Below are 23,460 nucleotides of genomic sequence, written 5' to 3' on the forward strand. Positions count from 1 at the left end.
CCAATAAAGGATTTAACCCTTATTTTTTCTTTTTAACTGGAGTAGCGGTAGAAGCAGCTGGCTTGGGAGCCGTGGCAGCAGGGGATGTAGTAGCAGCACCTTTAGGAGCTGGGGTCACGCCCATTTTCTTCAATACCAGGTCAGTGAAGTTGTTTCCGTCTTCAGGGCCGTACAGCAATGCCTCAGCAGTAAAGATGTGGGTATAGCCGTTTTCTTTGGCTACCTCATCAATCGCCTTCTGGATCTTGCCCATTACCGGCTCTAAGGCAGCCTGCTCTTTTTTCTGCAGAGAAGCATCAGCGTTACGCTGGAACTCTTCAATAGAGGCCTGTAAAGTAGTCAATTCCTTTTCTCTGTCAGCGCGTACCACGTCTGTCATTTGACCAGCGCCTTTTTTGTAGGCTTCTACTTTGGTCTGATAGTCTTTGTATTTGTTCTGGAGTTCTTTTTCCAGCTGGCTGCTATGGGCTTTCAGGTCAGACTCAATTTGACGGCTTTCTGGTAATTGGCTGATAATGTAATTGGCGTTAGTATAGCCAATCTTCACATTTCCCGTTTGTGCAAATGAAGCCACACTTACCAATAAGAAAGCGGCTACCAAAAGAGATTTCAATTTGTTCATTTTAGGTTACTTAGTTTGTTTAATTGTTTTTCTTTTTAACTGGTGGAGCCTTACGGCTGGGAACAGATTTTTTGGCTGGGTTAACCGTAGGCTCGGCGCTTTCAGGTAGAGGAGGCACATCTGCCGGATCATCTTTGAGAGCATTGGCAGGTTTAGGGCCTGCCGTGTTCTGCTCTTTTGAGGCTAATCCTAGTTCCTCCAGCACAAATTCAGTGTAGTCATGGCGCGGATCTGTGTATAACATGACCATATCACCAGATTTATCAAACATGAAGTTCAGGCCGCGTGCCCGCACCACTTTCTCTATGGCTTCAAACAACTGGTCCTGGGCAGGTCTTACCAGTTCCTGGCGTCTCTTGAAGAGGGCTCCTTCAAACCCGAACATCTTCCGTTGGAACTCTCTTAGCTCCGCGTCTTTGCGGGTGAGTTCCTCCTGCCGTTTCACCTTCATGTCTGGGGTGAGCAGGATCTCCTCGGCCTGATAACTCTTTTGAAGCTTCTCAAGTTCCGCCCTCATGTTCTCAATCTCCTTCTGCCATCCCTGTGAAAGCTTCTCAGCTTCTTCCTGGGCATTCTTGTAGGCTGGCATCTTCTGCAATATAAACCCGGAGTCAATATAACCAAAACGCTGGGCATTGGCATCTATCCCGCAAAGCAGGAACAGGCTGATAAACAAAAGGGACGCTAGCTTCCTCATTTTTATATCTCTCTACAAATACTGTTCCAACTATCTTATCTGCTGACCTATGATAAAGTGGAACTGACCGCCGTTAGACCCTGGTCTGCCTGGCACGGTATCCAGTCCCCAACCGTAGTCAAAGCCTAGCAACCCGAAGGCCGCCATAAACACCCTGGCGCCCAAACCTACGGAGCGGTACAGTTTAAACGGATCATACTCGCGGTAGCTTCCAAAGTTATTACCGGCCTCGGCAAACCCTAAAACAAACACCGTAGCGGCCGGGTTCAAAGAGATAGGGTAACGGAGCTCAGCCACGTATTTGTTGAAGGCAATACCGCCGGCGGCATTAGGCGTAATACTTTCGTCTTCATACCCTCTCAAGCCAATGTAGTCTGTGGCCACAATGAACGAACCACCGCCTAAACCAGAACCACCTAACTTGAACCGCTCAAACGGACCAATCACGCCGTCTTTGCTATAGGTACCAATGTACCCGAAGTGGGCTCTGGTATTCAATACCAGTTTACCGTCACCGCTCAGTGAATGGAACCAAGAGGCATCCAGCATCCACTTGTGGAACTCAATCCACTGGAAGGAATTCGCCCCGGTTTTAAACAGGGAGTAAGGTGGCGTAAACGTCACGTTCAAGCCAATAGAAGAACCGGAACGGGTATAAGTTGGGTTGTCAATGCTGTTTCTGGCGAAAGACGTGATAAAGGAGATGTTATTGGCATCCTTTATTTTATCTGCCTCGGCGTAGCCTCTAAAAATAGAAGAGCCATTGCTCATGTTGTACCTGAAGTAAGAAATAGAGTTACTCAAGGTAAAATAATCATCTGGCCATTTCAATCTACGACCCAAGTTCACGCTAGCACCTGAGATATCAATGTTGGCATCTCTCAATTGGCCAAACTCATCATACTCATTGAAACGCTGCACAGATTTGCTCAAGCTAACGGTCAATGAATTTGGTCTGCGGCCACCTAACCATGGTTCTGTGAAAGAAAGCGAATATGACTGGTAACGCTTGCCGTTGGCCTGGATGTTCAGGGCCAGGCGCTGTCCGTCTCCAGAAGGAACGGGTCTCCATTCTTTCCAGTCTCTGGCTTTTCTCAGGGAGAAGTTATTAAGCACCAGGCCTACGGTACCTACCGCGCCCAGGCCACCGCCCCAACCACCAGAAAGGGTGATCTGGTCATTTGGCCGCTCTTCTACTGAGTACTGAATATCTACTGTTCCGTTTTCAGGGTTAGGCACCGGTACCATTCCAATTTTCTCTGGGTCAAAATACCCCAGGTTAGAAAGCTCACGCTGTGAACGGATCAGGTTGGCTCTACTGAAGTTCTGCCCTGGCAAGGTGCGCAACTCCCGCAAGATCACATGGTCACTGGTTTTGGTATTGCCAGAGATGGAGATGGAGTTGATCTTGGCCTGTGAGCCTTCGCTAATCCGCATCTCAATGTCAATAGAATCACCTTCCACGGCTACTTCTACAGGTTCAATCTGAAAGAACAGGTAACCGTCATCCATGTAGAGAGACGTAATATCACTTCCGCTTGGGTTGTAGTTCAAGCGCTTATCCAGTTCCTCTTTATTATAGACATCGCCTTTGCTTAGTCCAAGAACTCTGGCTAGCACCGCGTCATTATACAGGTAATTCCCGTTCCAGGAAATGGTACGGTAGAAATAGCGGTTGCCTTCATCTACCACCAGCTTAATGCCTATGCGGTCATCGCTTATCTTATAGACTGAGTCTGAGATAATGGCGGCATCACGGTAGCCTTGTTTGTTATAGAATTCAATAAGCAGTTTCTTATCATTCTCAAACTCAGATTTCTGGAACTTGGAGCTGGTAAAGAACTTGTAGATTTTTTTCTCTTTAGTCTTTTTCAGCTGGCGCTTCAGTTTTCCTTCGGTGAAGGCCTCGTCATCGCCCCAAAGTCTGGTGAAAAGGTTTCCCTCGTCTTCCATCACCTGGCCATTTCTAAGGCGCACAATATCCAGCTCGCCAATGCGCACTTTCTCGCCTTTGTCTACCTTAATCTCTAAGGCAACACTATTGGCTATAATGGAATCTGGGGTTTGCCGTATTACTACCTGGTTGTTGAGGTAGCCTTTTTCCTGAAAGAATTTTTGTACAGTGGTACGGGTAGAGCTTAACAGGTCATCTGTGACTACCCGGCCCTTGTTAAGGGAAATCTTTTTCTGTAGGTCTTCCGCGTGTGACTTGGAGATACCAGAAAAGTCAAAACGTGAAAGACGGGGCCGTTCTGTTAACAGGAAATCAAGGAAAATCTTATCGCCTTCTATTTTAGTGGCACGCACGTCTACCCCGCCCAAGATCCCCTGGTCCCAGAGTTTTTGAATGGCTTTGCTGATGGCGTCACCAGGCACCTCAATCTCATCCCCTACCCGTAGCCCGGTAAGGGAGATCAAAGTAGTTGGGTCCAGGAATTTAGCACCGCTTACGGTAATACCGCCAATCTCATATTTGCGAGGGTTAGCGTAATCAATTGTTGCTGAGTTGCCGCTACCAAGACCAATTCTGATTTGAGCTGAGGCGGTCGCCCCAGACATTACCAAGAGGCATGCTAGCCAAAAGTACTTACTCATTAAGGTTGTGCTTTTTGTAATTGTTCACTTGTTTTCCCAAAACGGCGCTCCCTTTGCTGGAAAGCAAGTATGGCTTCATAAAGGTGTTCTTTTCTAAAATCTGGCCACAACAAATCTGTGATATATAGCTCTGTGTAAGCTAATTGCCAAAGCAGAAAGTTACTAATGCGTTGTTCACCACTGGTTCTGATCAAGAGTTCAGGATCAGGTATATTGGCGGTATTCAGGTTCTGGCGAATGGTGTTTTCATCTATGGCAGAAGGCTCTATAGTACCGGCTTTTACCTGGTCTGCTATTTTCTGCATAGCCTGCACCAATTCCCAGCGCCCGCTATAACTCAAGGCTAGCACCAATGTCATTCTGGAATTACGGCTGGTGATTTCCATGGCCTCTTCCAGTTCCGCCCGGCAGGCGGCTGGCAATGAAGCCAAATCCCCAATGGCCTGTAACCTGATGTTGTTCTTGTTCAGCGTTTCGGTTTCCTTCCGGATGGTGCTAACCAACAACTTCATTAAGGCATCTACCTCAAACTTAGGCCTTGACCAATTCTCCGTTGAAAAAGCGTAGAGGGTTAAAAAGTTGACGCCTAACTCGGCGGCCGCCTCCACCGTTTCCCGCACGGCGGTAATGGCGTTCTGGTGGCCAAAGATCCTAAGATTCCCTTTCTTTTTCGCCCACCTACCGTTCCCGTCCATGATAACGGCAACGTGTTGTGGCAAATTGCCTATATCTATCTTTTCCTTTATGCTCATTAAAAAAAGAAATTTCAATGCAATTTAGGAAAAGCTAAGCACTTTGCACTTTATTCTTATTTGATAGTTGTGTTGCTGGCAGGCAAAACAGGGCAATTGATTTTATAGAAGGTATAGGAAAGGCTAACCCCGTTGTAAAAGTAGAGGTCATTGTTATATTTATTCATCACCGCCTGGTTCTGTGAGGTGAGGTTGTCAAACTCATCAGAGAGCATCATCCGCACGCCTGCCTCCAGGCCTAAATTCCATTTTTCAGAAAGGGCGTACTTAATGCCCGCTCCAATAGGAATGGCCAGCGCATAGGAAGTTCTGTAGGCAGAGGTCTTGCCACTGCCCTCTGGGTAAATGATGGTTTCATTTGTGGCAGTGGTCTTGTTGTTATACACTAGCCCTGCTAACCCCACCGTAAAATAAGGCGTCCACCTTACGTTCTGCCGGAAGTCATAGTAGTCCATAAAATTATAGTCTATGCCTCCGCTCAACTCCAGCAGACTAGTAATCATAGTGGCTCTTCTGTAATTAGCCAAAGGCAGATCATTGGCCAGAGAGGATTTCTTCTCAGGCACAAAATCTTCTGCCTTCACTCTACCTAAAAGCAGGCTTCCCCGCCAGGCAATGGCGTTAGAAATATCCTTTTTGTAAAACACCGTAAGCGCCGGCCGGTTATTGGCCAGTCTGTACCGGGGGGCAACTTCACCCTTGTAGACTACGCCGCCAATACCTATTCCTATCTCACTGGTGGTTCTTGGCTGGCCCGTTTGCAATTGGGCAAAGGCAGGGGAGATAAAAAAAACACTCCCTATTTGTACCAAGGTGCAAATAAGGAGTGTGCGTAATTTTTGTAAAATCATGTACTCAAAATCAAAAAGTGTTCCGGCTTAACGGAATTTAGGTCCACGGCCAATAGGGCTCAGGATATAGTTAAGCGTAAAGCCGGTGGTGATATACCAGTCATCGTCAGAAGCGTCACCTCTTTGGTCACCTTTTCTGCCATAACCTTCAACGCGGCTTAAGCCATTTGCGTCTGTCACGGTAGCATATCTTTTTGTTTCAGCGCTTCTATCAGAAAGAACAGCGGCTTTTCTGCCGTTATCGCCACCCATAGCCAACAGATCATTCTTGTCTGCATAGGTAGTGCTCACGTCATCCAGGTAGTCAGTGAAAGTTTTTCTCCAAGTTACCTCAAAGGCTACATCCCAGCTACGTGCCAACTTGTATTTTACGCCCAAACCGAAAGGAATGGCAAACTGCACTTTTTTGTAAGGCTCAGGATATCCTGCACCGCTGGCGTACTGTCCTTCAGTACCCAATGGCTGAAGCTCATACCAACCGGTTGGAACACCTGCCGCACCGCCATCATAGTACGCTTTAGGGTTGTGGTGCAATACCGCTACCCCTGCAAAGGCATAAGGCGTGAAGTCAGGACGACGCAGGTAAGATCTTCTGTTCTCAAACAAATCAAAGATACCTACCAGGTTCAACTCCTTAATGTCATTACGGAAGCTCAGGTTACGTTTGTAACGGGGCTCGTTCTCGCTTTCAGTTGGAGAGGCGCTTTTGCTGTCATCTCCCGTGATACGACCCCAGGACAAAGCGGCACGTCCGTAGATACGGGGCGTAAACTTACGTGTGAAATTCACGGCAACACTTGGCCGGGTAGAGTTCAGGCGCAAGCTGGTGAAATCAGACTCGGGGGTGATGTCACCAAAGTAATTCATGGCGTTCAGGCTAATCCCTACGCTGTTGTAAAGATTCCTTCTATTAAAACGCTGTGCCTCAGCATCTGAGAGAACAGTAGTTAAAAGAACAAATAAGATAAATAAAGTAGAGAATAATTTTTTCATGCCTTCAACTATTACTGATTTTTAACTTTTCCTAAAGACGCCTAAACTGCCGCCGACAAAATTATACCTTTTTTTAATATAACAAATAGGTATATAGGATTTTTTAATATTAATATTTTAATTATCCGTTCCGGTGGTCTAGTCCCCAGTGCATCTTTGTACGCAACGTTGTTAAAAAGTTTATCTGATTGAGCCTGATTAGCCGGGCGTTAAACTCTTCCCGCCTCACTGCTAACTGAATGGTAGCATCTACTGGCTTAGACCTGGAATCAAGAGAAACCAGATATTTGGTACTACGCCCTTCAATCTCAAAAGAGATCACACTTTTATCAGACACCACCAGCGGCCGTACGTTCAGGTTATGAGGGCATACGGGTGAGATCACAAAATTGTTTGTTTGCGGCATCATTACCGGTCCGCCGCAAGATAGGGAATATCCCGTAGAACCAGTGGGGGTGGCCACAATCAGACCGTCTGCCCAATAGGAGTTCAGGTATTCGCCATCTATATAGGTGTGTACCGCAATCATGGAAGAGGTATCACGCTTTAAGATAGAGAATTCATTCAGCCCGAAGTTCTTGCCGTCAAACACCTCCTGGTCACTGTCCAGGTGAATGAGAGACCGTTCATCTAGCGTGAAATGCCCTTTGAGCAAAGAGTCAACGGCTACCTCCAGCTGCGCGAAGGGTACCGAGGCCAGAAAGCCCAGCCGTCCCATGTTAATACCCATAATAGGAATCTGCAAAGGCCCCACGTAGGTCACCGCGTCCAGAATGGTGCCATCGCCGCCCAGGCAGAGCATGTAGGAAACGTCATGCAGGCTGGTTTCCCGGTTGAAATAGTCTACCTCTGCCGGAATAGGCAAAAAAGGATATAGGCATTCTGCAAACTGCTCAGACACCGTTACCTTAATTCCCTGCCGCAACAGAATATCAAACAGCTGGCGCACAAAAGGAACCACGTCCTCTTTCACGGGCTTTCCAACTATTGCTATTTTCATACTAGGTCTTGCTCAAAATTAGTGAAGGCGTCTTCTGCAGGCAAAGGCAACCAAAGGTGTTACCTCAGATATTGATATACCGTAGCAACTGGTCTAAGCGGTCCTGGTCTTCCTGGTCTGTTGGAGCGTCATGGTACTGGGCGGTGATTTTGTAATTGAACCGCTCCAAGGTAGCTACTATGCGGCCCAGGTCTGTGGTGTTTATCTTTAGGGTGAGCTTCATCTTAAAGATATCCAGTTCATCTGGTGACACATACGCACTCAATATCTTGGCATTGTTAGACTCCACCAGCCGGCTTATTTCACTCAGCGAATAATCGCGCTCGTTCATGCAGAGCACCAGAATACCCCCCTGCCCCTGCAGCGCAGACATCTGCCCAAAGGCGGCAATGGTGTCATTGACCGTGATCACGCCCAGGTACTCCTGCAGTTCGTCCAGAACCGGCACCACCTGTATTTTGTTTTTGATGGCCAGTTCCATCACGCTGTAGAAGTGCTGGTTCTGCTGCACGTGCACGTGCTCAAAATCAAAGGGAATGTTCTCCAGGATCAACTCAGGGTTCTTGGCGTCCAGCACATTCTCCTCGGTCACCAGGCCCAGGTATTTCCGGTTCTTCACCACGGGCAGTTGGTTCAGCCGGAACTCATCCATCCACTGCACGGCTTTCTTGCCCGAGTCAGAGAGTTTGAGCGGTGGCACCATCTGGTTTATCAGTTCTTCAGCAATCATACGGCAGCGGTCTTTAGCAGGAATCTCTCTAAGATACTGTTAAAGGTCTCAGGATGTTCCATCATAGGCGCATGGCAGCAGTGATCAATGAAATGAAGCTCTGAGTGCTGAATCAACCTGTTGAACTCATGGGCCACCACCGGTGGGGTAATGGTATCGTTCAGGCCCCAGATCAACAAGGTAGGCGCATGGATCTTGCCCAGGTCTTTGCCTAGGTTATTGCGCTGCGCACTTTTGGCAATGGAGATGATACGCAGCACCTTGGTGTTACTGTTGGTGATGTCAAACACCTCGTCTACCAGGTCTTTGGTGGCCACGGCCGGGTTATAGAACGTGTATTCTACGCGCTCCTTCACAAAACCGTAGTTGCCACGCTTAGGGAAAGAGCCGCCCATGGAATCTTCAAAAAGCCCCGAAGAACCGGTCAGCACCAAGCGGCTCACGTGTTCTGGGTTCTTTAAGGTATACTCCAGCGCCACGTGCCCGCCCAGGGAATTACCCAATAACGTAAGGTTAGACAAGTTTTTATAGGCCACAAAATCTTCCACAAACTCTACCAGGCCAGGCACGCTGGCCTGCGGCAACGGCATTTCATAGAGCGGCATCAGGGGAATGACCACCCGGTAATTTTTCTGGAAGAAAGAAACTACTCCCTGCCAGTTACTAAGCGCCCCAAACAGACCATGCAAAAGCAAAAGCACTTCGCCCTGGCCTTCGTCTATGTACTCAAACCCGCCTTCCTTCTTGATTTCCAAGTTCATGTGAGAGAATCGCTTGTAATAAATGTATGTAGAAACAACTATAGGGATGTAATATTAAAAATATTTACCCAATTTCTGAGCATTTGCAGCCCATAGGGGGTAAGTGCCGCCTCCGGGTGAAACTGCAGCGCATACAAGGGCAGGTGCACGTGCCTAAAGGCCATCAACTCTCCTTGGGCGGTCTGGGCCAGCGGCACCAGGTCTGCCGGCGCGCCCTCCACCACCAAGGAATGGTAACGCACCACGTCGGTGACCGTAGGCACTCCCTCAAAAATAGGGTCTGGCGCGCAGTGTATCTGGGAGACTTTGCCATGCATGGGCAGCAGGCCTTTTACTACCTTGGCACCGAAGAACTGGCCCAGCGCCTGGTGTCCCAAACAGATGCCCAGCATAGGCAAACGGTCATGGTAGTAAGAGATCACCTGAGGCATCACACCGGCCTTCTCGGGCGTGCCCGGCCCCGGTGAAAGCACAATGCCTTTCAGCGGAAGCGCCTGCAACTCTGGCAAAGACACATCATTACGCCGCACCTCTACCTCTACCCCCAGCTGCCTGAAATAGTCAAACAGGTTATAAGTGAAGGAATCAAAATTATCTAAGAGCAGCAGCACAGGACAGAAACGGAGGGAAAGGGAAAAAAGATATTTCCTGTTTTAAAGCCGATTTTCCAAAAACAGGCCTAAAATAGGAAAACCAGAAAGTAATAACCTGGTCATCAAAAGAAACAAGTTTGTGTTTTAGGGCCGTTTTTTGGAAAACGGCCCTAAAACACAAACTTGTTTCTGGAGCAAAACCATGGATTAGGCAAAAGACGCCAGGGCCTCACGGCCGAAGGGAATGATCCATTGCACAAAGGCCCAGGCCCCGGGAGCGGCATTCAGGTAAAACGGGTACACGTCAGACTCCTTTACTATCTGCAGGGAGGTGTCCAGGCCGGTGGCATTGGCGAAGTACACCAGCAGGCAGATGGCAAACGCCCATTTGGCCGCACCAATTCCCGCGCCCACCAGATTGTCCAGCACCCCGAAGGGCGTAAGATGCACCCCTTTCTTGACCACTATCCCCAGTGCGCGCACTGCCAGCCCAATACCAATGAACACCAGCAGATAGGGCACAAACGGCAGGAACCCGGCGTTGTCACCCAGCCACTCATGGATAGGCGGCGTCAAGAGCCCTACTAGCTTCATCCCGAAGACCGTAAGGATTATGAGCGTGGCCAAAGAGGCAACCTCCAGCACCAGGCCCTTGAAATATCCTTTCAGGGCCCCGTAGGCCAGCGGCAATAGCAGGAAAAGGTCAAAAGTGGTCACGCTCCTAAAAGTACTAGGCGTTAGGGTTGTTCAACAGCGCACTCACGGCGTTGGAAATGGCTCTGCCATCGGCTTGGCCGGCCAGCTCACGGGAGGCCACGCCCATTACCTTGCCCATGTCTGAAGGCCCTAAAGCGCCCACGCGCTGAATAATTTCCACCAGGCGCTCGCGTAATTCTCCTTCGTCCATTTGCTTAGGCAGGAACTCCTCAATCACGGCCAGTTCTGCCATTTCAATTTCCTCCAGGTCTGGGCGGCTCTGGGTGCGGTATACCTCGGCAGACTCGCGGCGCTGCTTGGCGGCTTTGGTCAGGAGTTTCAACTCAGTGTCCGGGGCCAGGGCGTCTACCCCACCTTTCTCAGTCTCCGCTAAAAGGATCTGTGATTTGATGGCACGCAGGGCTTGCAGGCGGGTTTTATCTTTGGCCAGCATGGCTTGCTTAATTCCGGCTTCAACTTTTTCTTTCAGGCTCATAGTTTTACGTAGTATAGAGGGCACGTGCCCTAGGTGTGAAATCTGATGGTTACGTGACGCCAAGTTTCTTTTATCTTTGCCCATCCCGTACAGGAGGAACATAAACGCAAGACGTACATGACCAAACTCAGCGTAAATATAAATAAAATAGCCACGTTGCGGAATGCACGCGGCGGCAACCGGCCAAATGTAGTGCAAACCGCTCTGGACTGCGAGCGGTTCGGGGCACAGGGCATTACCGTGCACCCCCGCCCAGACGAGCGCCACATCCGGTTTCAGGATGTATACGACTTAAAGGCCGTGGTGACTACCGAATTCAACATAGAAGGAAACCCCACCCCAGACTTCATTAAACTGGTGCTGGCCGTAAAACCCGAGCAGGTGACCCTGGTGCCCGACGCCCCCGATGCCATCACCTCTAACGCCGGCTGGGATACCGTAAAGCACAAAGACTTTCTGGTAGACGTGATTGGCCAATTCAAGGCCGAAGGCATCCGCACCTCTATCTTCGTGGACCCCGTTGAGTCCCAAGTGGAAGGCGCCGCCCACACCGGCACCGACCGCATTGAGCTTTACACCGAGGCCTACGCGCATGACTACCACACCAACCGCGAGGCAGCCGTGAAGCCCTATGCCCAAGCCGCCCGCCTGGCCCAGCAACTGAACCTGGGCCTGAACGCCGGCCATGACCTGGACCTGGACAACCTGCGCTACCTCAAAGAGCAGTTGCCTAACCTGGCCGAGGTTTCCATTGGCCACGCCTTAGTCTGTGACGCGCTGTATTTCGGGCTGGAGAATACCATTCAGCTATACCTGCGCCAACTCAACTACTAATGCGGGAATTCTCAGTTTCAGCCTCTTTTTTCAAAACCGGGCTTAAAACGGGCGGCCTATGCTAGGTATGCTGCTTAAGATTACTGCCCTAGTCATTGCGGCACATTACCTGGTGCGCTTTTTCTCCAAGTTCTTTAACCGGCAGCAGCGTGTGTTTTTCCTGTCACCTATGCGGCAGTTTAAGATGGTGTTCTGGTCATTGCTGAGCGCCTGGCTGGGCGGCTCTATGATCAGTCTGCTGGCCCGGGACCAAACCGTAACGTCGCTGGAAAGAGGTCTGGCCATTGGGTTAGGGGTAATGCTGTTTCTCTTTGCGCTGCCCACGCTTTTATTGCACTTTCAGTATTGGCGGCATGAGCGGGAAAACGCCCTGGAACTAGAAAAGGAAACCCAGACAGCCTTATTGCTGCAGCCAAACGGCCGTTACCTGCTCAACCAGCAGCAGATCCGGCATATTCTGGAGACCCACAGTCCCTCGCGCCGGTTTTTCTGGAGTTCTTACGCGTACCTCACCCTCACGTTGGCAGACGGCCGTCAGGTAAAGGTAACCTCGCTCTTAATTGACTTAGAACTCTTGAAGGCCCTATGGCCCCGCGTGCCGTACCAAACCAGAACGAAATGGGCCTGCTTTCTGTAAAACAACCTTAACCCGCACTTTACATTACACCGCAACTCCATGGAATTAAACTATAAAACCTTAGGCCAAGGCCAACCGCTTCTCATTCTGCACGGGCTTTTTGGCACCTTAGATAACTGGCAGACCTTGGGCAAGCAATTCTCAGAGCACTTTCAGGTGTTTTTGATTGACCTGCGCAACCATGGTCGCTCGCCGCACTCAGATGACTTCAGCTACCAGTTGATGACCGATGACCTGCTGGAATTCATTCAGCAGCACCAACTGCAGGACGCCATGGTTATAGGCCACTCCATGGGCGGCAAGGTAGCCATGAACTTCGCGCTGCAGCACCCAGACCAGCTCTCCAAACTACTGGTCGCCGATATCGCCCCTAAATATTACCCGCCGCACCATGATGATATTCTGGCGGGTTTCCGGTCTATAGACCTTAACGCCATCCAGAGCCGGCAAGACGCCGATGACCAATTGGCCAAGCTGGTACCGGACCTGGGCACCCGTATGTTCCTGCTCAAGAACCTCTACCGTAAAGACGACAATACCTTTGGCTGGCGCCTGAACCTGGACGCCATTGAGAAAAACCTGGACCAGGTGCTGAGCACCGTGGAGTCTGCGACTCCTTTCACTAAGCCGGTCTTGTTCCTGCGCGGCGCCAATTCCCGCTATATCAAACCAGACCAGGACCTGGCCCCCATCAGAGCGCTGTTTCCGGCGGCCGAGATTAAAACCATTGAGAACGCCGGCCACTGGCTCCATGCTGAGCAACCGGCAGAGTTTTACCGCCTGGCTATGGAGTTTCTGCAAGCCTAGCAGGCCACAGCCATTCAAGGCACCAGGGGTACCGGTGCCTTCCTTTTTTACAAGAAAATCAAAGCTTTATGAGCACATCGGCCAAAGGCACGCTTTTTCTAATCCCCACAGTCTTGGCCGAGGACACGGCCCAGCAGGTGATCTGCCGGCAGGTAGCCGAGGTGACGGCGCAACTGAAATACTTTCTGGTGGAGAATGCCCGCACGGCGCGCCGCTACATCAAATCCATTGCCCCCAGCCAAACCATAGAGGAACTACAGATCACGGTCATTGACAAGAACTCTTCTGATGCGGAGCTTACCGCCGCCCTAAAACCGCTTTTGGCGGGGCAAGACGCTGGGGTCATCTCTGAGGCAGGTTGCCCCGGCGTGGCAGACCCCGGTGCCGAACTGGCCCGTCTGGCGCACCAGTACGGGGTAAAGGTGGTGCCACTGGTAGGGCCTTCGGCGATCTTAATGGGATTAATGGCCTCAGGGTTTAACGGGCAGTCGTTTGCGTTCCATGGGTACCTTCCCATTGAGAAGCGCGACCGTATTGGGGCCCTTAAAAACCTGGAGAAAGAGATGGCCGTCAAAGACCAGACGCAGATTTTCATGGAGACGCCGTACCGCAACCGCCAGATGATAGACGACCTGTTGCAGCACCTCAACAAAGACACCAAACTCTGCATTGCCGCCAACATCTCGGGCCCCACAGAATTCATCAAAACCCTACGCGTGGCCGACTGGAAAGGCAAGGTACCCGATCTGCACAAGCAACCGGCAGTGTTCCTGATTTACAAGCGGTAGCGTTTTAAGGCCGTTTTTGAAAAAACAGGCTCAAAACAGAAATGCGGGCTTTAGGAAGGTTTATCAGAGAAATTTTTCTGGCTAATGCGATTATCAACAGGGGCAGCTGATGGTAATGTGGGCAGACCAACTGTTCAGGTGCCAACATCAGTATTGTGTTGTTAAGTGTTCTTACCAACAACTTAGCCTATGCTGCCATTAATTGATAATTACAAGGAATTTACTTTTTCCATAGCCTCCTGTTTTGAGGCCGTTTTTAAGAAAACGGCCTCAAAACAGGAATTTTTATTTCCGGATTAGCCAGCCCTCTGGGTTGAGGTTGGCCTGGTTTTTCCAGATCTGGAACTGGAGTTCAGAGGTACCTTCGGCGTCTGTGTACACGGTGCCTATGGTTTGTTTGGCGCTTATTTCCTGCCCTTCAGACACGCTTACGGTGCGTAGCTTGGCGTAGATGGTAAAGTACTCGCCGTGCTGTACCATCACAATGTTGTTCATGCCAGGTATAGTCTGGATGGTGAGTACTTTTCCGCCAAAGATGGCCCTCACCTTCTCATTGGCCCCCGTCTGGATGTTGACCCCGTTGTTCTGAACGTACACGCCTTTCAATACCGGGTGCGCCTGCCGCCCGAAACGCTGCGAAATGAAACCCCGTTCTACCGGCCAAGCAAAGCGGCCTTTGTTGCCCGCAAAGTTAGACGAGACAATCTCTCCCTCTGGAGTAAGCGTTACCCGGCTGGTACTGGCCTTGGCGGGTGCGCTGGCGGTGCTTGGGGCCGGGGCTGGCTTACCAGCTGCGGCTGCGGCAGCTGCGGCGGCGGCTTCCCGGGCGGCTCTGGCTTTGGCGGCGGCCTCCGCGGCGCGGGCAGCCCGGGCTATCTCCTCGCGCACGATGTTGGCAATCAATTTATCCAGCTGCCGCACGGCCTGTTCGCGCTGCTCTACTTCCTGCTTCAAAGACTGCTCCTGCATGCTCAGCTGCTGAATCACCTGGTCTTGCTGGTCATGCATGGAAAGCAGGTTCTTGTTCTCGCTCAGCTGCACGTTGAGCAGGCTTTTCTTTTGCTGTTTCTGTGAGGTAAGGGTATTCAGGTGCTGGCTCAGGTTTTTCTGCGTGGCCTCAATGGCGGCAGCCTGCTCTTTGCGGGCCTCAGTGTAATGGCGCAGGTAGCGCATGCGCCGCATCATCTGGTTAAAGGAATCTGAGGCGAACAGGAACATGAGTTTGTTGTAACTATTGGCCGTTTTGGAGGCAGCGTAGATCAGGCGGGCATATTCTTTCTTAAGCCGCTCCAGGTCTGTTTGGGTATCGGCTACCTTTTCTTCTGTGGTTCTCAGGTCTTTGTTGAGGTAGACGATCTCTGAGGAAATGTTTTTGATGACGCCTTTCTGCACCGTGATCTTTTCTTTGATCACGTTCAACTGACCCAAGGAGGCCTGCTTTTTCTGGGCGGTCTGGGCCAAAATACGGTTAGCCTCCTGAATACGCTTTAGATTGGCGTTTTTCTCGCGCTCCAGCTGCGCTTTGCTTTTTACCGGCGCTTTTTTTGTTTTTGAAGATGTTTTGGACGGGGTACGGGTGGTCTTCTTTTGCTGCGCGTTGGCAGAATAGAATCCAATCAAGAAAAAGAATAAAAAAAGATAAAGTACCCCCGCCCTATTTACGTTCATGCTGTGAAGGTACTGAAAAAGGAAAATCCAGGGAAGTATCTGAGGTGGAAACCTGCCGGTGCTTCACTGCCACCACCGTGGTCTTGGCTGTATTGCCCTCTGGCTGCTGGATAGAAAGCAGCAGCGCCATGGCAAACGGTTTGCCGTTCACGTCTTCAAAATCCTGGTAATCTACAGACATATAGTCTTTGGTCTGCAGGTTGCGTACCTCGGCGCGTTTCAATTTATAGCGGGTGGTATCTACAAACTGGTCTAGCTGCAGGTTGGTACGCAGGGTGCGTACGTGCTGCATGGGCCCGTCTTTTTCCAGCTTGATCTTGCTTGGGTCTCCGGGCACAAAATTCCCGATCAGGATTTCCTGCAGCGTGTTGAAATCTACGTCTACATTATACCGTTGGCGCAGCACCTCATAAGAACCTATCAGGTATTCCTCTTTGAGTCTATTGACAATGTACACTGAGTCTGGCGTGACCTTGAGGCGGGCAGCCTCAAACCCGAAGGCCTGTACCGAGGCCCAGATGACCTCGTTTTTCTTCATACGTATGGTGAGGTTCGCGCTTAGGTTGCTGTGCTCACTCTGCAGCTTACCCTTTGCCGTGAAATAGGTATAGTCTGTGTTGACCACGTTGACGTTGTTCATGTTCTCTGGGGCCACCGCGCCAGAGGCACTCGGCACCGCCTTTCTCTGACAACCTACCAACACCAATAAACTTAACCCTAACGCGCATACGTATCTGCTACTACTCATATAGTTTCTTGTCTTTTATCTTTTTGCTGATGCCTTCAGAGGCACCGCCCACCTGGTTGGCCCGCACCCACTGCTTGAGGGCCAGGTCCCGCTGGCCCAATTGGTAGAGTACGTCCCCGTAGTGCTCAATAATAGCGGCATCTGAAGAAACTGCCACTGCTTTTTCCAGCAGGCGCTTCGCCTCCTGGTACTCTTTCATTTTATACAACACCCACGCATAGGTATCTAAGTACGTGGCGTTGTCTGGAAACTGGGCCACCAATGATCCGGCCATGGCTTTTGCTTTTGCCAGGTTCTGCCCCCGCAAAGACAGGAAATAACTGTAGTTGTTGAGGGCATGGGGGTTTTTAGCATCAATGGCCAGTACATTCTCATAGGCCTGGTCAGACAACTCAAACTGTTGCAGGGAATGGTAGGCGTCTCCCAGCTGTAGGTTGAACTGCAACTGCAGGTCAGCGTTGTTACCGGCCAGCCGGCGACCATATTCCAATGACTTAACCGCCTTGGCGTAGTTCTTGGTGATGAGGTGGGCCGTGCCGTTGTAAAACCAGAAGATAGGCTGATTAGGGAAGAACTCCAGTGCGCGCTCTGAATGGGCGATGAGGGAATCGTTCTGGTTCATTTCGCCGTCCAGAAACACAATCTGCTGCCAGATCTTGTAATGACCGGGGTCCAGGGCCACGGCTTTCAGGTAATGGTCACGGGCGGGCAGTTTCTTGTCGGCGTTCACGTAGATATCGCCGGCCACGGCGAAGGCTTTGGCTTCCTGCGGGTGCGCCTTGGTGGTGAGGTCGGCCAGCTTAATGGCCTGGCCCGCTACTTTCTCATTGGGCAACCGCCTGATGTAGTCCACCAGAATCTTCACCTTGGCATCTATGTTCAGGGACGGGTTTTTAAAGGCCAGTTCCAGTTGGGTGTCTGCCTCAGCGGCCTTGCCCTGCTGCTGGAGCAGGTCTGCTAGCATGAGCCGGCCATAGGCGTTCTGGGGGTCTACTTTAAGGGCCTGTTCGGCCACTTTCACGGCATCGGGCACCCGTTTGTTGGCAGCCAGTATTTCGGCCTGGGCCAAGAGGTAGCGCACCTCATCTGGGTTTGACTTGATGAGGCTTTCCCCTTCTTGCAGCGCCTTGTCCAGGTTATTCTGCTTAAGGTAAATCTGCTGCTTTTTGAACGAAATCTCCTCTACCAGCCCATAGCTTTCCTCAATTTGGTTCAACGTGCGCAAGGCATCATCCAGGCGGTTTTTGGCCAGGTACAGGTCTGTGAGGTTGAAGAGGTATTGCTGGGTGTTGGGTAGTTCCTGGGTGAGGCGGGCGTACACCTTTATGGCGTCATCTATCTGCTGTTGGTTGGTGTAGATCTGGGCCAGCAACAGGTGGTAATAGGGGTTCTTGGGCTCCAGTTCTACCGCAGCTTTGGCAAAAGGCAGGGCGCCGCGGGCGCTGCCCATGAGCAGGCTGGTCTCTGCCAGTTTGTAGTTGACCCCGGCATTGTCTGGGCTGATGGCGTAGGCGCGCTGGAACCGGTCCAGGGCCTTGTTGTAGTCTTCCAGCACGAAGAACTTCATGCCTTCCAGAAAATAGGACTCACTGAGTTGCTGCTCTTGCGGGCTTAACGCAGGGGCAGGCGCAGCCGAGGTGACTGTGCTTTTCTCTTTCTTGCGCTCAGACTGGGCATAGCTTTTTTCTCCGGCTACCACCAACCCGCACACAGCGGCCACTACCGTGAGTCCTCTCTTCCACATAAAAATTTATTCCCTATCTAGCCACGCAGCACGTTGTAATCGCCTAGGCTTAAGTCAGTTGGAATCCCCTCATATACAACGAAATTCCCCAACATTGAGTTAGCGATATGCGCATGATTAATTTTGCTGTTTTCCTGCACAATGCTGTTGCTCACCACTGCCCCGTTCACCTGGGTGTTGTTCCCTATGGAAACGTGCGGACCTACCACTGAATTGTTCAGCACCACGTTTTCTCCCAGATACACCGGCGGAATGATCACAGAGTTGGTGATCTTCGCTGATTTGGACACCAAGCCCTCCTCGTCTTTGATGTACTCCAGGTACCTCTGGTTGGTGAATACGGTCGCATCCTTGTTGCCGCAGTCCAGCCACTCAGAGATAGGGCCCGGGATGAAGACAGAGCCTTTGCTCTTCATGTTCTCCAGGGCGTTGGTAAGTTGGTACTCGCCTTTGTCTTTGATGTCATTGTCTAGCAGGTACTGCAACTCATCCCGCAGGTACTCGCCGTCTTTGAAGTAGTAGATACCAATAATGGCCAGGTCAGACACAAACTCCTGCGGCTTTTCCACAAACTCGGTAATCTGGCCCTGCTCATTCAGTTTCACCACGCCAAACGGACGCGGGTCTTCCACTTTCTGCACCCAGATAGTACCCTCTGCCGAGGTGTCCAGGGTAAAGTCGGCTTTGAACAGGGTATCGGCGAAGGCCACCACCACATTGCCTTTAAGCGCGTCTTTGGCGCAAAGAATGGCATGGGCTGTGCCCAGCGGTTGGTCCTGGTAATGGATAGAACCTTTTGCCCCAACAGACTCGGCAATCTTGAGCAGGCGGGCTTCCACTTCCTCGCCGAAGTTACCAATGATAAAGGCCACTTCTTCAATGGGCTCCTGGCACACCTTGGCAATGTCTTCCACCAAACGCTGCACAATAGGTTTGCCTGCAATGGGGATAAGTGGCTTAGGAACAGTGAGGGTGTGCGGACGCATGCGTTTGCCCATGCCGGCCATTGGTACAATGATTCTCATAAGTAGATCTTAAATATAGGTTGCTTAAGTATGGCCTACCTACGGCCAGACCACAATTTAGATATAGGTAATTTCTGATTTAAGGCCGTTTTCAGGAAAATAGCGTAAAAACCGAAGTTCTTAGTGTTTTCCGGTACTGCCGTAGCCGCCGGTGCCGCGTTGGGTTTCCGTTAACTCCTGGGCCGTCTCCCATTCTATACGGGCATACCGCGCCACCACCATCTGGGCAATGCGCTCCCCGTCTTCCACCACAAAATCTGTATCTGAAAGGTTAACCAGCAACACCTTGATCTCACCGCGGTAATCTGCGTCTATGGTGCCGGGGCTGTTCACAATGGAAATACCGTGCTTATAGGCCAGGCCGCTGCGGGGCCTGATCTGCGCCTCATGGCCTTCTGGTAATTCAATGCTGAGGCCCGTGGGAATGAGTGCCCGCTGCAAAGGTTTTAACGTGATGGGCGCCTCAATGTTGGCCCGCAGGTCTAACCCCGCGGAGTGTTCTGTTCCATAGGCCGGCAATGCATGCTTGCCACTATTAATGACTTTTACAGGTAAAGTGGTATTCATAGAAAGCTAATATAGTCAATTATCTATTTGTTCCCTTGATCTGCGGCTTCTCTACCACCCAGACCACGGCCAGAAACACCAGGCAAAGCCCTATGTGGTAGGCATTCCCCAGCCAGAAACTGTCAATCTCTACCACATTGGCCAACCAGATAAGGACCGTGGCCAGCCCCAGGTAACCAAAGATAGCCATAAGCGGGTAGGGCACCGGAAAATACTTCTGCCCTATCAGGTAGCACACCACAGACATGGTAAAATAACACAAGAACGCCGCAATTGCGCTGCCCATGTACCCCAGCACCGGTATAAGCAGGAAATTAGCCGCTACCGTCACGATGGCCCCAAAGATGGTGATGTACGTGCCGTAATGCGTCTTGTCGGTGAGCTTAAACCAGACCGTGAGGTTATAATATACACCGTTGAACAGATAAGCCAATAACAGCACCGGCACCACCTCCATACCCGTGCGGTAGGCTTTCTGCCCTAGAAAATACTGGAAAATATCAAGGTTGGCACTGATGCCCAGATACGCCAACGCACAGACAATCACAAACCAGCGCATGACCACGGCAAACGTGGCCGGCGAGTTTTTCTCCTGGGCCTGCGAGAAGAAGAACGGCTCTGCCGAATACCGGAACGCCTGAATCATCAAACTCATCATGATGGCCAGCTTGTAGTTGGCGCCAAAGATACCCAGCGCCTTCTCATTGCTTACCCCTGGGTAAAAGTTCTGGGGAAGCCAATCTTCCAGCATTAACCTGGACAGCATCTCATTGGTAGCGCCGGCCAGGCCCATCACTAGAATAGGAAAGGCATACACCAGCATAGGCCACATCTCCTTTAATTCCAGCCGGAACTTAAAATCTGAGAACTCACGCCAGAGCATGGGAATAAACAGGAGATTAGCCACCATGTTCACCAGGAAGATATAGCCTACCCCCATCTCAGGGTCATAGATGGCCGCCACTATAGGCTGCAATTCTGTCAGGTACTTGCCGTCATACACCTGCCGGCAAAAAAGCAGGAAAAACAGGTTACCGCCTATAACCAGAAAGATGTTGGTGAGCCGGATAATGGCAAACCGGGCCGCCTTGTTCTCCAGGCGCAACCGCGCAAACGGAATGGCCGAGATGGCATCTACCGCCATGGTGATGGCTAACCAAATGATGTATTTCTCTTTGCCAGGGTACCCTAACGCGGCGGCTATAGGTGAAGCATTCAGGACAAAGGCGGCGGTCAAGACAAGGCTAGAGGTGATAATGAGGGTTTGCACCTTGTGGTAGAGCGCGCGCCGGTCCACGCCTGGTTTATTGGCAAACCTGAAGAAGGCGGTCTCCATGCCGTAGGTGTACACAATGTTCAGGAACGCCACAATGGCGTAAAGTTTGGTCACCACGCCGTATTCTTCCGGCGCAAAAACGCCGGTGTACAGAGGCACCAGAAGATAGTTAAGCGCCCGGCCCACAATGCTGCTCAAGCCATACGCCGCCGTCTGCCCCACTAGCTTTTTCGCAATACTCATAGAAGGCTATTCACAGAAATTAAACAGAAAAATTACCTGGTGCTTAGGCAGCATAACTCCCGTTTTGGGCCTGTTTTCTCAAAAACGGGCCCAAAACGGGAGCAGACAGGTCATGTATAGGAATAAGAGACAAATGGGAATTACTCGCCTTTAAACTCAGGCTTACGCTTTTCCAGGAACGCGGCGGTCCCTTCCTTGAAATCTTCAGACCCGCAGCACCGGCTGAAAGAGTTGGCCTCCGTCTGGTAGCCGTGCTCTTCCTTGTCATACCAAGCATTCACGCAGTCTACAATCATGCCTACCGCAATAGGGGCTTTGCTGATGATCTTCTCCATGATCTCCAAACACTTCGGCATGAGGTCTACGGCTTGCGTTACGTGGTTGACCAAGCCAATCTCTAAGGCCTCGTTGGCAGAAACCATGTCGCCGGTCATCATCAGTTCCATGGCCTTGCCTTTGCCTACCAGTTGGGTCAGGCGTTGGGTTCCGCCGTACCCGGGTATGATCCCCAGGTTCACCTCGGGCTGCCCGAAGCGGGCGTTTTCACTGGCTACCCGTATGTGGCAGGCCATGGCCAACTCGCAGCCCCCGCCCAACGCGAATCCGTTCACCGCGGCAATCACCGGTTTGGGGCACTCCTCTATCATGGAGAAAACGTCTTGCCCGCGCTCAGCAAAGCGACGGCCGTTCACCTCGTTCAACTCCGCAATCTCGGCAATGTCTGCCCCGGCCACAAAGGCTTTCTCACCGCTTCCGGTCAAGATAACCCCCCGCACCTCGGCATCATCGTACACCCCTTGCATGGCGGTATTTATTTCCTTTACCGTCTCAATGTTAAGGGCATTCATCTTGTTAGGACGATTTACCGTGATAAATAAAATACCGCCCTTATTCTCAAGCAGAAGGTTATTATAATGGGTCATATTTTCTTTTCTAAACGTACGTAACGGGTACAAACCAGAAGGCGCAAATATAAAGAAATCCACACAGAATATCCCCTTGGGTCCCTACCCCAGAAAAATACCTGACTTAGGCATCATTTCCGCTTCAAAACTTAGGAAAGTATAAAATATATTTCAATATTAGCCTTCTCTTTCGGAACAGTTGCCCTTACTTTCTCGTTACAGAACATATTCAAAATCTCCTCTTACTTTTATGATCACAGTTTTTAGATATGCGGCTTTTGTGATGGCGCTGTTCCTGTTGGGAGCCACTGCTCCTGAAGCCATGGCTCAAAAGCCCAGAAAAGCAAAAGGCAGCCTTGGTCCCGACGGCATTAAGAAAGGGGAAGTAGCGACTGGTAACGCAGACCGCCAAATGCTGCTTGAAAAGCAGAAAGCCATTGCCTCTGCTAAAACCAGTGGCGGCATGACATCAGGTGCCGCGTACTCCATGCCAGACACTAAGTTTGACACCGGGGTAGGCCGCTTTACTATCAAAGAATACAAGACGAAGTCTGTTCCCAAACGGGCGCAACCTAAAAAATCAAAAAGGTTAATTGACCAGGACAACCCAGATGGCCGCATTTACCAGCAGACCCTGAACAAACGCGAACGCAAGTTTCTGATCTTTTAACATCCCATTACTTTTTACTACCCAAAATCCCCTTGCAGAATATGCAAGGGGATTTTGTTTTTTGTGGCTAAGCGATTAAAGTTCCTGACAGCCTTTTGGTTGCTTTTAACAAAGATGCGTAGCCTCCAAACGGGTTACTAGAATTCTTAGAGAAAAAAGGCCTAATGCAGCTGGAGACACGGACAGGTCAAGCCCTGTCCCTACACAAACGTGTTTTATACCTTACTGCCTAGGTTAAGGCCTTTGGCACAGACACTCGTAGGAGCTGCGCACGCTACGAGGTCTTCTGAGTAGAGTCCTCAGTACCTTCAAACTCTTTCCCCAATCCTCCCTTCAGGGTGATTAAGGCCTTGCAACAATCCAATCACCGATAGGCCCATGTGCCCCGGACCTTGCGGAGGGCCGCTACCGCGTAGCCCGAAGCATGGGTAGGGGCAAGCAGCGGCTAATCAATTGGCAGGGGCCTAAGTTCCCTACGCAGCAGAAGGCTTTTACCTGGTGGTAATGAAAGGAAGCCCCGCCTGTCTGAGCGTCAGCGAGTTCGGGGCTTCTTGATTCTTTTGGTTACTTTTCTCATCAAGGAGAAAAGTGACAGACGCGGGCAGGCCGCCACTCCAGCCTGGAGGCTTGGCAGGAAAGGAAATGGACAGTAATGGCTAAATGTCAAACGGACCGGCAGTCTAAGTCGTTGCTAAGACTACCAACTACGGCGAACAACAACACTAACAACGGCGAACAAACAATGGCCACAAATACTAAAAA

General features: G+C 50.8%; 24 protein-coding genes. 5 read left to right on the top strand and 19 right to left on the bottom strand.

Features of this window, described 5'->3' with window-relative positions; genetic code table 11:
• Positions 1-19: 19 nt before the first annotated feature.
• The 12 genes from ACYVJQ_RS01020 to ACYVJQ_RS01075 form a co-directional block, all read right to left on the bottom strand.
• Positions 20-622, bottom strand: coding sequence for an OmpH/Skp family outer membrane protein (locus ACYVJQ_RS01020; RefSeq protein ID WP_460891206.1), 603 nt, complete (start codon positions 620-622; stop codon positions 20-22).
• Positions 623-641: 19 nt separating this feature from the next.
• Complete coding sequence (locus tag ACYVJQ_RS01025; RefSeq protein WP_460891207.1) at positions 642-1,319, bottom strand: OmpH/Skp family outer membrane protein; 678 nt, start codon at positions 1,317-1,319, stop codon at positions 642-644.
• Between the two features lie 30 nt (positions 1,320-1,349).
• Positions 1,350-3,878, bottom strand: coding sequence for an outer membrane protein assembly factor BamA (gene bamA / locus ACYVJQ_RS01030; protein ID WP_460891208.1), 2,529 nt, complete (start codon positions 3,876-3,878; stop codon positions 1,350-1,352).
• Positions 3,879-3,913: 35 nt separating this feature from the next.
• Entirely contained in the window at positions 3,914-4,660 is a 747-nt protein-coding gene (locus tag ACYVJQ_RS01035; protein WP_460891404.1) for an isoprenyl transferase, read from the bottom strand.
• Positions 4,661-4,722: 62 nt separating this feature from the next.
• Positions 4,723-5,478 (bottom strand): type IX secretion system protein PorG, encoded by a 756-nt coding sequence (gene porG, locus ACYVJQ_RS01040; RefSeq protein WP_460891209.1) that lies wholly within the window; start codon positions 5,476-5,478, stop codon positions 4,723-4,725.
• Between the two features lie 66 nt (positions 5,479-5,544).
• Positions 5,545-6,510 (bottom strand): DUF6089 family protein, encoded by a 966-nt coding sequence (locus ACYVJQ_RS01045; protein WP_460891210.1) that lies wholly within the window; start codon positions 6,508-6,510, stop codon positions 5,545-5,547.
• Between the two features lie 121 nt (positions 6,511-6,631).
• The gene (locus ACYVJQ_RS01050; RefSeq protein WP_460891211.1) at positions 6,632-7,510 is read right to left on the bottom strand and encodes an NAD kinase; all 879 of its coding nucleotides are present in this window, start codon (positions 7,508-7,510) and stop codon (positions 6,632-6,634) included.
• Between the two features lie 64 nt (positions 7,511-7,574).
• On the bottom strand, positions 7,575-8,240 hold the full coding sequence (locus ACYVJQ_RS01055; RefSeq protein ID WP_460891212.1) for a CBS domain-containing protein: 666 nt from the start codon (positions 8,238-8,240) through the stop codon (positions 7,575-7,577).
• Positions 8,237-9,001, bottom strand: a complete 765-nt coding sequence (locus ACYVJQ_RS01060) for an alpha/beta fold hydrolase (RefSeq protein WP_460891213.1) — start codon at positions 8,999-9,001, stop codon at positions 8,237-8,239. Before ACYVJQ_RS01060 ends, ACYVJQ_RS01055 begins: the two co-directional genes overlap by 4 nt.
• Positions 9,002-9,039: 38 nt before the next feature.
• On the bottom strand, positions 9,040-9,612 hold the full coding sequence (locus tag ACYVJQ_RS01065) for an anthranilate synthase component II (RefSeq protein ID WP_460891214.1): 573 nt from the start codon (positions 9,610-9,612) through the stop codon (positions 9,040-9,042).
• Positions 9,613-9,801: 189 nt separating this feature from the next.
• Positions 9,802-10,311, bottom strand: coding sequence for a CvpA family protein (locus ACYVJQ_RS01070; RefSeq protein WP_460891215.1), 510 nt, complete (start codon positions 10,309-10,311; stop codon positions 9,802-9,804).
• A gap of 13 nt (positions 10,312-10,324) precedes the next feature.
• Positions 10,325-10,786: a GatB/YqeY domain-containing protein gene (locus tag ACYVJQ_RS01075; RefSeq protein WP_460891216.1), complete on the bottom strand. Its 462-nt coding sequence runs from the start codon at positions 10,784-10,786 to the stop codon at positions 10,325-10,327.
• A gap of 117 nt (positions 10,787-10,903) precedes the next feature.
• On the opposite strand from ACYVJQ_RS01075, the gene ACYVJQ_RS01080 reads away from it, so the two are divergent.
• From ACYVJQ_RS01080 to ACYVJQ_RS01095, 4 genes are all read left to right on the top strand, one after another.
• Entirely contained in the window at positions 10,904-11,620 is a 717-nt protein-coding gene (locus tag ACYVJQ_RS01080) for a pyridoxine 5'-phosphate synthase (RefSeq protein WP_460891217.1), read from the top strand.
• 67 nt (positions 11,621-11,687) lie between these two features.
• A complete protein-coding gene (locus ACYVJQ_RS01085) occupies positions 11,688-12,257 on the top strand; it encodes a hypothetical protein (protein WP_460891218.1) in 570 nt (189 codons plus the stop codon).
• Positions 12,258-12,296: 39 nt separating this feature from the next.
• Complete coding sequence (locus tag ACYVJQ_RS01090; RefSeq protein ID WP_460891219.1) at positions 12,297-13,064, top strand: alpha/beta fold hydrolase; 768 nt, start codon at positions 12,297-12,299, stop codon at positions 13,062-13,064.
• Positions 13,065-13,132: 68 nt separating this feature from the next.
• On the top strand, positions 13,133-13,852 hold the full coding sequence (locus ACYVJQ_RS01095) for an SAM-dependent methyltransferase (RefSeq protein WP_460891220.1): 720 nt from the start codon (positions 13,133-13,135) through the stop codon (positions 13,850-13,852).
• 285 nt (positions 13,853-14,137) lie between these two features.
• Here ACYVJQ_RS01095 and ACYVJQ_RS01100 read toward each other — a convergent pair whose 3' ends face one another.
• From ACYVJQ_RS01100 to ACYVJQ_RS01130, 7 genes are all read right to left on the bottom strand, one after another.
• Entirely contained in the window at positions 14,138-15,520 is a 1,383-nt protein-coding gene (locus ACYVJQ_RS01100) for a murein hydrolase activator EnvC family protein (protein WP_460891221.1), read from the bottom strand.
• Positions 15,507-16,268 carry a DUF4292 domain-containing protein gene (locus ACYVJQ_RS01105; protein ID WP_460891222.1) on the bottom strand — a complete coding sequence of 254 codons (762 nt, stop codon included), beginning with the start codon at positions 16,266-16,268 and terminating at the stop codon, positions 15,507-15,509. The genes ACYVJQ_RS01100 and ACYVJQ_RS01105 overlap by 14 nt, the downstream gene beginning before the upstream one ends.
• Entirely contained in the window at positions 16,261-18,012 is a 1,752-nt protein-coding gene (locus ACYVJQ_RS01110; RefSeq protein WP_460891223.1) for a tetratricopeptide repeat protein, read from the bottom strand. The genes ACYVJQ_RS01105 and ACYVJQ_RS01110 overlap by 8 nt, the downstream gene beginning before the upstream one ends.
• 17 nt (positions 18,013-18,029) lie before the next feature.
• Entirely contained in the window at positions 18,030-19,037 is a 1,008-nt protein-coding gene (locus ACYVJQ_RS01115; protein WP_460891224.1) for a sugar phosphate nucleotidyltransferase, read from the bottom strand.
• 120 nt (positions 19,038-19,157) lie between these two features.
• On the bottom strand, positions 19,158-19,604 hold the full coding sequence (gene dut / locus ACYVJQ_RS01120) for a dUTP diphosphatase (RefSeq protein WP_460891225.1): 447 nt from the start codon (positions 19,602-19,604) through the stop codon (positions 19,158-19,160).
• 19 nt (positions 19,605-19,623) lie between these two features.
• Complete coding sequence (locus ACYVJQ_RS01125) at positions 19,624-21,123, bottom strand: lipopolysaccharide biosynthesis protein (protein ID WP_460891226.1); 1,500 nt, start codon at positions 21,121-21,123, stop codon at positions 19,624-19,626.
• Positions 21,124-21,263: 140 nt separating this feature from the next.
• Entirely contained in the window at positions 21,264-22,046 is a 783-nt protein-coding gene (locus ACYVJQ_RS01130; RefSeq protein ID WP_460891227.1) for an enoyl-CoA hydratase/isomerase family protein, read from the bottom strand.
• Positions 22,047-22,278: 232 nt separating this feature from the next.
• Here ACYVJQ_RS01130 and ACYVJQ_RS01135 point away from each other — a divergent pair, with 232 nt between their 5' ends.
• Positions 22,279-22,698: a hypothetical protein gene (locus ACYVJQ_RS01135; RefSeq protein ID WP_460891228.1), complete on the top strand. Its 420-nt coding sequence runs from the start codon at positions 22,279-22,281 to the stop codon at positions 22,696-22,698.
• Positions 22,699-23,460: the final 762 nt, after the last annotated feature.

This window comes from Rufibacter soli (assembly GCF_054781795.1).